Here is a 14,745-nt window from a genome sequence, read left to right on the forward strand (position 1 = left end):
CCTCCAGTGAAATGACCATCGACAGGCATGTCAAGCGCTCGTAAGGTCGAGCACATGCCCTCCGAGCCGTCGAGAATCGTCCTGCCCGAGGCCCCTGCCGCGCTCGCGGACCGGCCGGTCAAGGCCTGGCGCGAGCCGGTCGCGATCGACTCCTACGCGCCCGCCTCACCAGACCTGTACCCGGCGTACCTCGAACAGCGCGTCTACCAGGGCTCCTCGGGTGCGGTCTACCCGCTGCCGTTCATCGACGCGGTGGCACGCGAGAAGGCCCCGCGCGAGTGGGACGCGATCCACCTCGAGAACGAGTACGTGCGGCTGATGATCCTGCCCGAACTCGGCGGAAGAATCCACATCGGACTCGACAAGACCCGCGGATACGACTTCTTCTACCGCAACGACGTCATCAAACCCGCCCTCGTCGGCCTCGCCGGACCCTGGATCTCCGGCGGCGTCGAATGCAACTGGCCCCAGCACCACCGCCCCGCCACCCACCTCCCGGTCGAGAGCGCGATCGAGTCCGAAACGGACGGAGCCGTGACGGCCTGGTGCTCCGACCACGACCCCTTCGCCCGCATGCAGGGCATGCACGGGATCAGGCTGCGGCCCGCGAGCGCGCTCATCGAACTGCGCGGCCACCTCGTCAACCGCAGCGACGACGTCCAGACCTTCCTCTGGTGGGCCAACGTCGCCGCCAAGGCGGGGGAGGACTACCAGTCGTTCTTCCCCGCCGACGTACGCGTCGTCGCCGACCACGCCAAGCGCGCCACCACCACCTTCCCTGCAGCCCAGGGGCATTACTACGGCGTCGACTACCCGGGCCGCCGTGGTTCAGGCGGCGATCGCCTCGACTGGTACCGGAACATCCCCGTCCCCACCTCCTACATGTGCCTCGGCAGCGAGGACGACTTCTTCGGCGGCTACGACCACGCCGCCAGCGCCGGATTCGTGCACTGGGCCGACCACCGCATCGCACCCGGCAAGAAGCAGTGGACCTGGGGAAACGCCCCCTTCGGATGGGCCTGGGACGGGCACCTCACCGACGACGGCGGGCCCTATGTGGAACTCATGGCCGGGGTCTTCACCGACAACCAGCCCGACTTCGCGTTCCTCGCCCCCGGCGAGACCAGGAGCTTCTCCCAGTACTGGTACCCGATCCAGGACACCGGACCCGTCCACCAGGCCACATTGGATGCCGCTGTCCGACTCGACCTGGACGGCACCCGAGTCCGGGTCGCCGCCGCAGTGACCACCTCGCGGCCTGGCGCGGTCATCCGACTCCGGGCGGGCGACCGAACCGTCTACGAGACGGAAGCCGACCTCGCTCCGGGAGCGCCGCATGTCGCGGCGTTCGATCTTGACGGCGGGGACGGTGCGGCGGTCGCGAGCCGGAGATCGACACAGGCCGGAACGGCGGTCGACCCGACCGATTGCGAACTCGAGGTCGAGCATGGCGGCAGGACCCTCGTGTCCTGGCGGCCGAGAGCCGAACCGCCCACGACTGGACGGTCCGTCGGAGCCGCTGAGCGGACAAGCGAGAACACCACCGAGGCCGTCGGTCCTCCGAGCGGGACCGCCGCAGCGCCTGTGAACGCACCCAGCGGAACCGAGGTCGCAACTGAACCGCTTGCGCCCGAAGCGATCCACTCCCTCGACGAGCTCTACCTCACCGGCCTCCACCTCGACCAGTACCGGCACGCGACCCGCTCGCCCGTGCCCTACTGGCGCGAGGCCCTGCGCCGCGACCCCGGCGACGCTCGGTGCAACACCGCGCTGGCGGCACGCCTGGCGCGCGCCGGGCGACTCGACGAAGCCGAAGCGCATCTTCGAGCGGCGGTGGCGCGCCTGACCAGGCGTAACCCGAACCCGCGCGACGGCGAGGCCCACTACCGGCTCGGGGTCGTCCTCGCCCGGCAGCGCCGCGAGGCCGAGGCCAAGGCGGCCTTCGGGAAAGCCCTCTGGGACCGCGCCTGGGCCGACCCCGCCACCGTCGCGACCGCCAGGCTCGACCTCGCCGCCGGGCGGGATGCCGAAGCCGAACTTCGCGAGGCCGTCGCGCGCAGCCCGCGCCACACGCAGGCCCGCAACCTTCTCGCCGTCGCGGTGCTCCGGCGCGGCGATCGGGTCCGTGCGACTGCGATCGTGCGAGGCACCTTGAGCGACAACCCACTCGACGCGTGGGCTCGGGATCTTGCCGTACCACTCGGCCTCGATGCGGCGCCGACGACCGATCCGACGATCGCCCTCGATGTCGCCCTCGAATACCGGGCGATCGGCGAGGACGAGGCAGCGATCGCGGGTTTCGCGGCCGCCGCCGCACTCGCACCGGCTCCGGGCCAGGTCAACGTCGCGCCGATTGCGTGGCTCCACCGCGCCGACCTCGCCTTCGAACGCGGCGAGGAGGACGTGGCCGATGCTGCGCTGCAACGTGTTCACGAACTCGACCGCACCTGGTGCTTCCCTTCGCACACCGAAGACGATGCCCTCGCCCGGCTGCGCGAGCGCCGTCCGGCGGACCCGGTCCTCGCCGCCCTCTCCGGGCATCGGCTGTACGCGGCGGGCCGCCAGCGCGAAGCGATCATTGCTTGGGAGGTCGCCGCCGAGACAGGCGATCCGGTGGTGCTGCGCAACCTCGGCGTGGCCGCGCACAACGTCGAAGGCGACGCCGAGCGCGCCGCCAGTTGGTACGAGCGCGCCCGCACGGTGGCCCCCGACGACGCGCGCCTGCTGTACGAGGCCGACCAACTCGATGCGAGGCGCGGTGTTGATCCGTCGAAACGCGTTGCCGCCCTGGAACCTCGCCGCGACCTCGTCGACCAGCGCGACGACCTCACGGTCCAGTTCGCCGAGCTCCTGACCGCGGGCGGTCGGCCCTGCGACGCCATCGAAGTGCTCGTGGGCCGCGCATTCCAGCCGTGGGAAGGCGGAGAAGGGCGGGTCCTGGCTGCCTGGGAGGACGCGCACCTCGTCCTCGCACGCCGGGCGATCGCCGGAAGCCGTACAAGCGAGACGACAGCCCGCGCCGAGACCGCGCGTTCCGTTGAGGTCGAATCGCAAGCCGCAACCGGCCCAGAGGAGGCCGTGGCCCATGCCAAGGCCGCGCTCTGGCCGCCCGCGAACCTCGGCGAGGCCCGCCACCCGCTCGCCAACACCGCCGACCTCCACCTCGTGCTCGGCGACGCCCTCGCAGCGGCGGGCGACGCCGAAGCGGCCCGCGCCGCCTGGAGTGCCGCCGCCTCCCAGCAGGGCGACTTCCAGACGATGCAGGTGCAGGCCCACTCCGAGCACACTGCCGCCGCGGTCAGCGCGCTCCGACGCCTCGGCGAAACCGAAGCGGCCCGAGCACTCCGCGACGACCTTGCCCGGTACATCGACGAGCAGGCCGGTGCCACGGCGACGATCGACTACTTCGCGACCTCGCTGCCCGCCATGCTCCTGTTCACCACGGACCTCCAAGCCGCCCATGACCTTCGGGTCCTGGTGCTGCGGGCGCAGCTGGCGTCGCTGGACGGCGAACCCGGTCGCGCCGCGATCCTTGCCCGCGAGGCCCTAGAGCGGGATCCGCTCAACGCCGCCGCGCGAGCCGTCAAGACCGAGACGGATGCGGTGAGCGTGCGCGTGGGTGAAGGAGCGGCATGAGCGATCAGGGACACCACCGCGACCTTCGCGCCGTCACACCCGCACTGCCCGTTCGCGGACACCTGCCCTACGGCGAACCGGCCGGTACGCCGGACCGCATTACGGTCACCAGCCGCTACATCGAACGCGATGGCCGCCCCTGGATCCCGATCACCGGCGAGATCCACTACTCCCGCCTGCCGCGCGAACGCTGGAACGAAGTCCTCGGTCACGCCCGCGCAGGCGGCCTCAACTCCGTCGCCACCTATATCTTCTGGTCCGCACACGAACCCGAGCCCGGTCGCTTCGACTGGACCGGGAACCTCGACCTGCGCGCTTTCACCGAACTGGCCGCCGCCCGCGGCCTCGACGTCGTCGTCCGCCTCGGCCCTTGGGCGCACGGCGAATCCCGCAACGGCGGCTTCCCCGATTGGCTCCTCGGGCGCGACCTCAAGCCCCGCAGCAACGACCCCGCCTACCTGGCGCTCGTACGCCCGCTCTACGCCCAGATCGCCGCCCAGCTGCGGGGCCTGACCCACGCGGAGGGCGGGCCGGTCATCGGCGGTCAGGTCGACAACGAATTGTATGACCAGCCCGAACACCTCCGCGTCCTCCGTGAGATCGCCGAGGAGGCCGGTCTGCGGGTGCCGATCTGGACCGCCACCGGCTGGGGCGGAGCGCAGGTCCCCGACACGCTGCTGCCCGTGTACGGCGCCTACGCCGAGGGCTTCTGGGAGGACGAGGCCACCGAGTGGCCCGCGTTCGCGCCCCTCCACTTCCGCTATTCCGAGATCCGCGACGACCTGAGCGTCGGTGCCGACCTGCGCGAAGCCCTCGACGGGATCGCGGCCGCCGCAACACATCTCGACACCTTGCGTCCTTTTGCGACCTGCGAGCTCGGTGGCGGCATGCACGTCGCCTACCATCGCAGGCCCCTCGTCTCGGGCGAGGACGTCGCGAACCTCGCCCTCGCGAAGATCGGGTCCGGCTCGGCCTGGCAGGGCTACTACATGTACGCCGGTGGCACCCAGCGCACCGGACCTCATGGGACCGAGCAGGAATCGCAGGCCACCGGCTACCCCAACGACGTGCCCGCGCTCTCCTACGACTTCCACGCGCCGATCGGCGAGCACGGCCAGATCCGCCCGCACCACCACTACCTGCGCCGCCAGCATCTGTGGCTCCGCGAAGAGGGCCACCGGCTCGCCGCGATGGCCACCCAATTCGGCGGCGGCAGCGCGGACCCCGAGGAACCGCGGTGGGCCGTGCGCTCGGACGGGCGCAGCGGCTACCTGTTCCTCACCACTTACCAGCCGCCGAAGCGTCCCATTGCGGGCCAGCCCGGCGTCCAGTTCACGATCCGCTTCGCTGACGCGTCCGTGACCGTGCCCAGTGCGCCGATCGACGTGCCCGCCGGGCATTCGCTCGTCTGGCCGCTGCGGTACGCGCTCACGCCGGCCCTCGAATTGCGCAGCGCCACAGCGCAGGTCATCACCCGTCTGGCCGATGAGGACGGTGAGGTGGTGGTACTCGCGGCGACCGAGGGCATCCCGGTTGAGATCGTCCTCGGCGACGGCTCCATCGTGGGTCTGCCGGGGCCGCCGGGTCCGGACTGCCTCGTCCAGTTGGCGGGCGTGCGGCTGCTGGTGCTCGATGAGGCCAGCGCGAACCGGCTCTACCGGCTGCCGATCGCCGGACGCGACCGGCTCGTCCTCGCCGATGCTCCCGTCCATGCGGAGGCGGGCGACCTCGTCGTCCAACCCGAGACCCCGGGAGTGACCGTCGCTGTCTGGCCCGCACCCGACGGGTTCAGCGCCGAAGGCGCCGACCTTGGCCCGCCCCGTGACGAGGGGCTTTGGCGGACATGGACATTGCGCGCGCATCACGCCGGTTCCGTCCCCGTGCCGGTCGAGTTCCGCCAGGCGGCCGGTCCCGCGCCCGCACCCGCGCGGGGCGGACCGATGCGGCGCTTGAGTGCTCCGACCGACTACTCCGGGGCCGCAGTCGTACACGTCGACGTCCCCGACCTGGAAGGCGCCGACCGTGCCCTGGTCCGTCTGGAATGGACCGGTGATGCGGGTCGAGCCTACGTCGGCGACCGCTTCGTGTCCGATCAATTCTGGCACGGCCGCGTCTGGGACATCGAGATCACGCCGCACCGGGACGCCGTGGCCGAGCACGGCGTGCGGCTCGAACTCCTGCCGTGGCGACGAGAGACGGGCGTGTGGGTCGATCCTTCCGTCCGCGATGTCGAGGACGGGGTGGCCGTCTCGTCGGCGACCCTCGTCAGGGTCGGCAGGGCCCGCCTCCGGGCCCAAGGCGAACGGTGATGCCGGCGTGCCAGTCCGCCACGCCCGCAACCCGTCTCAGGCCTCCGGGCCGAAACCCATGACTTCCAACCGCAAGGAGCCGCAATCGTGATACCCGACCATCTGCCCGAACGCCTGGCGATCACCCTCTGGGACTTCTCCTGGTACGTGCGCACTGGCCCCGGCGAGCCCTTCGCCGACCTCGGCGCCGCGTTCGCCCGCGCCGTCGACCTCGGCTACAACGCCGTTCGCATCTGCGCGATGCCCTTCCTGCTCTTCAAGTCCGGCATCGACACCACGGCGCTGCGGCTCGAACCGCTCGGCGGCGACACGGCCTCGGGCGGCTACGGCTCGCGCGTGCGCTGGTACGACGTGCGCGAACCGACGGTGATCGACGCCCGCGCCCACCTGCTCGAGTTGTTCCGCGCCGCAGACCGCTACGGCGTCAAGGTGATCGCCTCGTCGTGGGAATACCAGCAGAGCCCGGCCTTCGCGGACGGCCCCGCCTGGTACGAGGCCCTGCACGCCGTCGACCCCGAGGACCGGCTCACGGCTCTCGCCGAAGCCCAGGCGGACCTCGTCGACTTCCTCGCCGAACACGGTCTCGCGCATGTGATCGCGTGTGTGGAGCCGCACAACGAGGTCCAGATCGGACATATCACGGCCGGTCTGCCCGGTGTCGAGGACGTGGTCGTGGAGCTTCAAGGCCGCCTGGAAGCCGGTATCGGTGCGTTCCGGGAGCGGCACCCCGAGGTCCTGTGTGCGCCGAACTACGGCGGCGTCCCGATCGGGTCCATGCGCGGCCTGCCGCGCAACGCGACCGCGCTCGGCTTCCACCCGTACGTCTACGGCGTCCTCGACGACCTCGTGGAGGAGTTCGGGCTGCGCCGCGACCCCTCGCTGTTCCCGCAGGAGCGCGCAGACGCCGAACTGCTCCGTCCCGGCGCTCCGCCGCTCGCCGAATGGCGGCTGCCCGAGGCGAAGGCGTGGAAGCTGCGGGCCTCGATCATGCAGCCCGCCGAGATCTACGTCCACGACTGGTGCGATCCGGAGCAGTTCGACCGGTGGCTCTACGACCGCTATGGCGCGCACCGGATCGCGATGGCGAACCGCCTGCGCGACTGGATCGACGTAGCCGCCGACCACGCGAAGCGCCTGGGTGTCCCGGTGTTCTTCGGCGAGGGCTGGGTCGGCTACACGCCCCGTGACGGCCGTTTCGAGGAAGGACCGGTCGGCGCCCAGATCTGCCGCGACGCGATCGCCCATTCCGTGCGGGTCGGGGCCTGGGGCTCGATCGTCTGCTCCAACGCCGCCCCGCAGCATCCCATGTGGACTGATGAGGATCTGCAGCGCGAATGCAACGCCGCGCTGCTCGCGCCGCTGAAATAGCGGATGCCGGGGCCCGGACCGGGCCCCGGCATCCGTCAGGCGTCGAGGAGCGACAGCTCGCGGAGCTTCGCCTCGACCTCGGCGTTGCTCGGCTCGACCTGGTGGGAGCCGTCCGGGTAGACCACGACGGGGATGTTCGTCCGGCCCGAGATGCGCCGCGCCTCATCGGCGGCGGCAGGGTCGGCTTCGAGGTCGACGTAGTCGAACCCGACGGCGAGCCCCTCGAGCTGCCGCTTCGTGCGGCGGCAGTCGCCGCACCATTCGGCTCCGTATACGCGGAGCGCCGGCGCGGTGCCCGCCTCGTTGCCTTCTGTCATGTCGCTACCGTCCCTTCTCACGGTGTGGAACGGTACGCCTCTCCGTCGGCCGATGCCACCGGAGTGTGGCCGGGTAGACGCCGGTCAGGGGCGCAGTCGGAAGGCCTTGTGGGTCGGGCGGAAACCCGCCGCTTCCAGGAGCGGGCCCAGGGGTGTGGCGAGCGCCGTAGCATCGTTGACGCGTTCGATCGACAGCACGTCGGCGGCTCCGGCGCGGACCGCGTCAGCGAGGGCGTCGACGGCGGCCCGCATCCGGCCGTCGCCAGCGATCCCATCCGATTCGCTTGCCGGCCAGGCGATCATCGTCTTGCCGCCACGTTCGAGGTAGAGCACCAGCGCGCCGTCGACGAGGACGACGAGCGAACCGGCCTTGCGGCCCGGCTTGTGGCCCGCGCCCGCGGGCGGTTCGGGCCATGGGAGGGCGGCGCCGTAGGCGTTGGCGGGGTCGGTCGCGGCCAGGACCACCGCGTCGGGTTCGTGCGGGCGCTCGCGATCGGCCGCGACGGCGCGCAGGCGGTCGACGGCGCCGTCGGCGGCGAACTGGGCCGCGCCGAGCCCTTCGACCACGTATCCGCGGCGGGCCTTGCCCGACTCCTCGAAGACCGACAGGACCCGGTAGGCCTTCGCGAAGCCGCCCTCGACGTCCTCGGCGGCCACCGCGCCGCGGGTGACCACGCCGTGGCGGTCCAGGAGCGTCGTCGCGAGGGCGTGCGCCCGCACCGTGGGGTCGGTCGCGGGAGCGGGCAGCAGCGACCAGCGTCCGGCCACTGTGGGCATGACGGCGATGCCGGTCCCGGCGCGGAACTCGCGCCAGCCCGAGCCCGCACCGGGGGAGTAGCGCCCGCGCGGGACCGCGCGTTTGGCCCGGTGGGCGGTCGCTCCCGGTGCGCTGCCGGAGCCGAGGTACGCGCGGAGCGGGGCGAGCGTGTCGTTGGTGACGCGACCGGCCCAGACCAGGTCCCAGAGCGCTTCGGCGAGTTGGCCTTCCGAGGCTTCGGGGTGCTCGGCGCGGGCCTGCTCGGCGAGCTGGCGGAAGAAGAGGCCGAAGCCCCCCGCGAGCGCCTCCAGCAGTGCGCTGTGGAGCGGTCCCGCGTCGAACGACGTAGGTTCCGGGAGGAACAGCGGTGCGGTCTCGGCCGGGTAGAGCGCGACCCAGCCGTCCTTGCCGGGGATCGCGCCCGCCCCGGCCCACAGGATCTCGCCGGAGGCGGTGAGCTCGTCGAGCAAGACGGGGACGTAGTCGGCGACGCGAGCGGGCAGGATCAGCTTCTCCAGCGCGGAGGCGGGAACCGGCACGCCCTGGAGCTGCTCGGCGGCGCGGGCGAGTCCGTCGACGCCGCTGAGGCCGCCGCCGACGTGCTGCCATCCGGGCAGGAACGCGGCGAACGCGGCAGGGGCGACAGGTTCGAGCTCTTTGCGAAGGGCCGCAAGCGAACGGCGGCGCAAGCGGCGCAGCACCGCGGCGTCGCACCATTCGCGGCCCTCACCGCCGGGCCGGAACTCGCCCCCGGCGAGGCGGCCGTCGGCGGCGAGGCGCTGCAGGACGCCGTCGGCGACGGCGGTGCCGAGGCCGAAGCGGGCCGCCGCGTCCCCCGAGGTGAAGGGGCCGTGGGTGCGGGCGTAGCGGGCGAAGAGGTCGCCGAGGGGATCGGCGACCGGTTCGAGGAACGCGTCCGGAACGCCAGCGGGGATCGCGGCGCCGAGGGCGTCCCGGAGGCGGCCCGCGTCCTCGATCGCGGCCCAATGGTCCCGGTCGGCGATGCGCACACGGAAGCCGCGTCCGGCCCCGGCCAATGCCGCGGCCCAGGCGGGCTCCGCGCCGCGCTCGGCGAGCTCGTCGTCGCGGAGGGGGCCGAGGAGGCGCAGCAGGTCGGCGACGCTCTCGGCGTCCCGCGCGCGGCGGTCCTCGGTGAGCCACTGCAGTTCGCGCTCAAGGGATTCGAGCGCCTGCGGGTCGAGCAGCTCGCGCAGTTCGGCCTGGCCGAGGAGTTCGCCGAGGAGCCGCGAGTCGAGGGACAGCGCGGCGGCCCGGCGTTCGGCGAGCGGTGTGTCTCCCTGGTACATGAACTGGGCGACGTATCCGAAGAGGAGGGAGCGAGCGAACGGCGAGGCCTCCGGAGTCGCGATCTCGACAAGCCGCACCCGGCGGGCTTCGATGTCGCCCATGAGCTCGGCGAGGCCGGGCACGTCGTAGACGTCCTGGAGGACCTCGCGGACGGCTTCGAGGATGATCGGGAACGACGGGAACTGCGCGGCGACCTCGAGGAGCTGGGAGGAGCGCAGCCGCTGCTGCCACAGCGGCTGGCGCTTGCCCGGTTGGCGGTGGGGCAGCAGGAGGGCGCGGGCGGCGGCCTCGCGGAAGCGGGAGGCGAACAGGGCCGAGCCGCTGACGGCCTCGGTCACGAGGTCGGTGATCTCGCCCTTGTCGAAGGCGAGGTCGGCGGGGTCGAAGCCGAAGTCCTCGGTGTCCGGCAGGCGCAGCACGATGCCGTCGTCGTGGTGCATCAGCTGCGGGTCGACGCCGTGCCGTTCGCGAAGGCGCGCACCGAGGGCGAGCGCCCAGGGCGCGTGGACGCGGGCGCCGAAGGGGGAGTGCACGACGATGCGCCAGTCGCCGAGCTCGTCGCGGAAGCGCTCGACGACGATGGTGCGGTCGTCCGGGACGTGCCGGGTGGCCTCGCGCTGCTCGTCGAGGTAGGCGAGGGCGTTGCGGGCGGCGAAGTCGTCCAGGCCCGCGGCGTTGAGCCGCTTGTGGGCACGGTCCCGGGGCAGCGAGGCGATCTCACGGGTGAAGGCGCCGAGGGCGCGGCCGAGTTCGAGCGGCCTGCCGAGGTTGTCGCCGATCCAGAACGGGAGCCTGCCGGGCACGCCGGGCGCGGGGGAGACCACGACGCGGTCGCGCGTGACCTCCTCGATGCGCCAGGAGGAGGTGCCGAGCGAGAACACGTCGCCGACCCGCGACTCGTAGACCATCTCCTCGTCGAGTTCGCCGACGCGGCCGCCGCCGCGCTTGGGATCGGTGCCCGCCAGGAAGACGCCGAACAGGCCGCGGTCGGGGATGGTGCCGCCGGAGGTGACGGCGAGGCGCTGCGCGCCGGGGCGGGCCGTCAGGTTCCCGCTCGCGCGGTCCCAGACCAGACGCGGGCGCAGCTCCGCGAACGCGTCCGACGGGTACCTGCCCGCCAGCATGTCCAATGTGGCCTCGAAGGCGGACTCGGGGAGCGAGGCGAACGGGGCGGAGCGGCGCACCACCGCGAGCAGGTCGGCGGTGGTCCAGTCGTCCATCGCGCACATGGCGACGATCTGCTGGGCGAGCACGTCGAGCGGGTTCGCGGGGACGGTGAGCGCTTCGATCGCGCCCTCCCGCATGCGCTCGGCGACCACCGCGGACTGCACGAGGTCGCCGCGGGTCTTGGGGAAGAACACACCGCGCGAGACCGCCCCGACCTGGTGCCCGGCGCGCCCGACGCGCTGCAGCCCCGACGCGACCGACGGCGGGGCCTCGACCTGCACGACGAGGTCGACCGCGCCCATGTCGATGCCGAGCTCCAGACTGGAGGTGGCGACGACGGCACGAAGACGGCCTGATTTGAGGTCCTCCTCGACCTGCTTGCGCTGCTCCTTCGAGATCGAGCCGTGGTGGGTGCGGGCCAGGACCTGCGGCGCGGCGGGGGTCACCGAGGCGTTGCCCATCATCTCGGCCGGGCCGTGGTCCTCGGGCAGGCTCCGGCCGGTCAAGCGCTCATGCTCGATCTCGTTGAGCCTGCTCGAAAGCCGCTCGGCCACGCGGCGCGCGTTGGTGAAGACGATCGTCGACCGGTGCCGCTCGACGAGGTCGGTGATGCGCTCCTCGACGTGCGGCCAGATCGACCCGGCCGCGCGCGCCTCGGCCGCCGCGGAAGCGCCCGGCGCCGGGGCAGCCGCGAGGTCGCCCATGTCCTCGACCGGCACTACCACCGACAGGTCGAACACCTTCGCCGACGGCGGCTGCACGATCGCCACGTTCCGTTGCGGCGACAGGAAACGGGCCACCTCCTCGACCGGCCGGACGGTGGCGGAGAGGCCGATCCGGCGCGCGGGCCGCTTGAGGAGCTGGTCGAGCCGCTCCAGGGAGAGCGCGAGGTGCGCGCCGCGCTTGGTGCCCGCGACGGCGTGGACCTCGTCGAGGATCACGGTCTCCACGCCCGCCAGCGCCTCCCTCGCCTTCGAGGTCAGCATCAGGAACAGCGACTCGGGCGTGGTGATGAGGATGTCCGGCGGCCGGACCGCGATCGAGCGTCGCTCGGCGGGCGGGGTGTCGCCCGAGCGCACCGCGACGCGGATCTCGGGCTCGGGCAGGCCGAGGCGGGCCGCTTCGGCGCGGATGCCCTCGAGCGGGACGGCGAGGTTGCGTTCGACGTCGACGCCGAGGGCCTTGAGCGGCGATATGTACAGGACCCGGCAGCGCAGTTTCGGGTCGTCGGGCGGCGGCGCGGAGGCGAGGGCGTCGAGCGAGGAGAGGAACGCGGCCAGGGTCTTGCCGGAGCCCGTGGGCGCCACGACCAGGACGTCCTTCTCCTCGGCCAGTGCCCGCCAGGCGCTCTCCTGCGCGGGCGTCGGCGCTTGGAACGCGTCGGCGAACCATGCCGCGGTCGCGGGGAAGAACCGGTCGAGCGCGGATTTGCGAGGAGAACGGGCCATGCCGTCAATGGTGCCCCGGAGCGCCGACATGACCGCCGCGGTTCCCGGATCCGAGCACGCGCGCTCATACCTCGACACCCGTCTATGTTTTCGACAACATTTCTGCTAGGTTGAGCCACGAACACGGGAGCGGGCGCCGGGCCAGGCGTTCGCGCCCACCGCAAGCGTCCCCTTGAGGAGTGGCGATGAAGCCGAAGAGATCCATGTGGTGGAGGGCGCTGGCCGCGCTCTTCGCGGCGGCGGCGCTGGTGCTCGCACCGTCGGCGCCCGCGCAGGCGTACAACCCGATGGGCGGGGTCCTGTACGACCTCGGCGACCGGGAATGCCTGAAGGGCCTGGGGAACTGCGCGGTCTACCCGAAGTCCGCGCAGCTGCCGGGCGGCCGCCTGGTGGCGGCCTTCGAGAACGCGGTCGTCGCCCCCTCCGGCAGCGCCGACGGCGAGACCCTTCCCGTCTACAAGAGCGACGACCACGGCACGAGCTGGCAGCACCTCACCGAGGTGCCCGCACCCGCGTACCTCTCGAGCGACCCCGCGTACGACCGGTACATCAGCCACTGGGGCAGCCCGTACCTCTACGCCCTCCCGCAGCAGGTCGGGAACCTCTCGGCCGGGACCCTGCTGCTCGCCAGCATCGTCACGGGCGACGACCACTACTTCCTCGAGCGCAAGGCCGCCGATCCGAACTGGGTGCCCACCAACGACGGCGACCGCAGCGACATGGCGCTCGCGCTCTACTCCAGCACCGACCAGGGCGCGACCTGGAAGGTCGTCAACATCATCGCCACCGGCGGCTGGCAGGGCGGCAGCGCCGGCGCCACGGGCGTCAACGTCGCCGCGGCCAACACCTACCGCCAGGTCGACCCCGTCTGGGAACCCTTCCTGATGGTCCACAACGGACAACTGGTCGCCTACTACTCGGACGAGAACGACTACATCGGCGTCACCGCCGCCGGAGTGCCGATCCTCGACCCCGCCAACGCCACCGCGCCCGACTCCCACGGGCAGGTCCTGGTGCACAAGACCTGGAACGGCACGAGCGCCGCCTGGTCCAGCCCCATCGTCGACGTGGCGGGCCTCAACGTGAACATGGGCGGCGGCAAGACCGAGATCGGCGGCGGCCGCCCGGGCATGACCACCGTCGCGCCCACCTCGGACGGCAAGTGGCTCCTCACCTTCGAGTACTGGGGCGGCGGCGCCAACGTCCGCTACAAGGTCGCTAACAGCCCGCTCGACTTCAGATCGGTCGGCGGCCAAGCCGGTTCGGAAATCGGCGGCCTCCCGGTCGCGAGCGGCTCGCGCACGCTCTCGACCGGCGGCAGCCCGGTCCTCATCGGACTCCCTGACGGCCGGATCGTCTACAACGCCTCCGGCAGCGGCAGCGTCTGGGTGAACGAGACCGGTTCGAGCACCGGCACCTGGACCGAGCACCAGACCAACATCGGCGCCGGGTACAGCCGCTCCCTCCAGTACGTGGAGGGCACCGGCCGCGTGTCGATCCTGCAAGGCACGTGGGGCGGCCCGACCAGCGCCGCGATCATCCGCTTCGGCGAGGTCGACCTCGGCGACTCGGACGGCGCGTACCACCAGCTGGTGAACCGCCAGACCGGCCAGGTCCTCGGCACGGGCGGCAACAGCACCGACGCGAACCTCGGCAACGGCGACGTCCCCGACGTCGTCCTCGAAGCACCTGGTGCCACGGCGGTTCCCGACACCCAGTACTGGCACCTCGCCACCAAAGGCGGCCAGTCCGTGACGCTGCTGAACAAGTCGGGCGGCCGCGCCGCGGGGATCTGGACCGCGAACGCCGCGGCGGGCCAGCGGATCGGCAGCTGGGTGGACGACACCGGAACGGGCACATGGAACCTCGTCGCCACCAGCGACGGCTACTACCGGTTCCAGTCGACCGCGAACACGAGCCTGTACCTGACCGGCGGCGGCGAAGGCGTCCCGGCGACCCTGCAGCCGCTCAACAGCAACGGCTCGCAGGAATGGCGACTGTCCGACGGGGCCGCCGGCGCGGTGACCTTGGCGGCGCGGCATTCCGGGAAGTGCGCCGATGTGGTCGCCGCTTCAGCCGTGAACGGCGCCGAAGTCGCCCAGTACGCCTGCAACGGCGGCGCCAACCAGACCTGGCGGTTCCAGAGCCTCGGCAACGGCTACTACCAGATCACCGCGGGCCACTCGGGCAAGTGCCTCGACGTGAACAGCGCCTCGACCGCCGACGCCGCGCGCGTCGTGCAGTGGACCTGCAACGGCGGCCGGAACCAGCAGTGGGAGGTCGTCGACGCGGGCGGCGCCTACGTGCGGCTCGTCGCGCGCCACTCGGGCAAGTGCCTCGACGTGCCGAGCAGCTCGACCGCCGACGGCACCCGGCTGCAGCAGTACACCTGCAACGGCGGCCAGAACCAGCAGTTCGCCTGGGCCGCGGCCTGA

Annotated in this window: 6 protein-coding genes; 4 read left to right on the forward strand and 2 right to left on the reverse strand. The window is 72.1% G+C overall.

Annotated elements, in window-relative coordinates:
• Nucleotides 1–27 precede the first annotated feature (27 nt).
• From O1R50_RS15420 to O1R50_RS15430, 3 genes are all read left to right on the forward strand, one after another.
• Nucleotides 28–3,636 (forward strand): DUF5107 domain-containing protein, encoded by a 3,609-nt coding sequence (locus tag O1R50_RS15420; protein ID WP_270110978.1) that lies wholly within the window; start codon nt 28–30, stop codon nt 3,634–3,636.
• Nucleotides 3,633–5,945 carry a beta-galactosidase gene (locus O1R50_RS15425; RefSeq protein WP_270110979.1) on the forward strand — a complete coding sequence of 771 codons (2,313 nt, stop codon included), beginning with the start codon at nt 3,633–3,635 and terminating at the stop codon, nt 5,943–5,945. The genes O1R50_RS15420 and O1R50_RS15425 overlap by 4 nt, the downstream gene beginning before the upstream one ends.
• Nucleotides 5,946–6,032: 87 nt before the next feature.
• On the forward strand, nt 6,033–7,313 hold the full coding sequence (locus tag O1R50_RS15430; protein WP_270110980.1) for a cellulase-like family protein: 1,281 nt from the start codon (nt 6,033–6,035) through the stop codon (nt 7,311–7,313).
• 35 nt (nt 7,314–7,348) lie between these two features.
• Here the strand turns inward: O1R50_RS15430 and O1R50_RS15435 are convergent, their stop codons facing one another.
• Together O1R50_RS15435 and O1R50_RS15440 are read right to left on the reverse strand one after the other, a co-directional pair.
• Nucleotides 7,349–7,630, reverse strand: a complete 282-nt coding sequence (locus tag O1R50_RS15435) for a glutaredoxin domain-containing protein (protein WP_270110981.1) — start codon at nt 7,628–7,630, stop codon at nt 7,349–7,351.
• An 84-nt stretch (nt 7,631–7,714) separates the two neighbouring features.
• Nucleotides 7,715–12,310, reverse strand: a complete 4,596-nt coding sequence (locus tag O1R50_RS15440; protein ID WP_270110982.1) for an ATP-dependent helicase — start codon at nt 12,308–12,310, stop codon at nt 7,715–7,717.
• Nucleotides 12,311–12,513: 203 nt separating this feature from the next.
• Here O1R50_RS15440 and O1R50_RS15445 point away from each other — a divergent pair, with 203 nt between their 5' ends.
• The gene (locus O1R50_RS15445; protein ID WP_408612710.1) at nt 12,514–14,745 is read left to right on the forward strand and encodes an RICIN domain-containing protein; all 2,232 of its coding nucleotides are present in this window, start codon (nt 12,514–12,516) and stop codon (nt 14,743–14,745) included.

The sequence above is a fragment of the Glycomyces luteolus genome (assembly GCF_027622875.1).
GTDB classification, from domain to species: domain Bacteria; phylum Actinomycetota; class Actinomycetes; order Mycobacteriales; family Micromonosporaceae; genus Glycomyces; species Glycomyces luteolus.

What these genes read in the sequence shown, in the direction of transcription:
- O1R50_RS15435 (WP_270110981.1), bottom strand. Translation starts at nt 7,630, where the DNA reads ATGACAGAAGGCAACGAGGCGGGCACCGCGCCGGCGCTCCGCGTATAC.
- O1R50_RS15425 (WP_270110979.1), top strand. Translation starts at nt 3,633, where the DNA reads ATGAGCGATCAGGGACACCACCGCGACCTTCGCGCCGTCACACCCGCA.
- O1R50_RS15420 (WP_270110978.1), top strand. Translation starts at nt 28, where the DNA reads ATGTCAAGCGCTCGTAAGGTCGAGCACATGCCCTCCGAGCCGTCGAGA.
- O1R50_RS15440 (WP_270110982.1), bottom strand. Translation starts at nt 12,310, where the DNA reads ATGGCCCGTTCTCCTCGCAAATCCGCGCTCGACCGGTTCTTCCCCGCG.
- O1R50_RS15445 (WP_408612710.1), top strand. Translation starts at nt 12,514, where the DNA reads ATGTGGTGGAGGGCGCTGGCCGCGCTCTTCGCGGCGGCGGCGCTGGTG.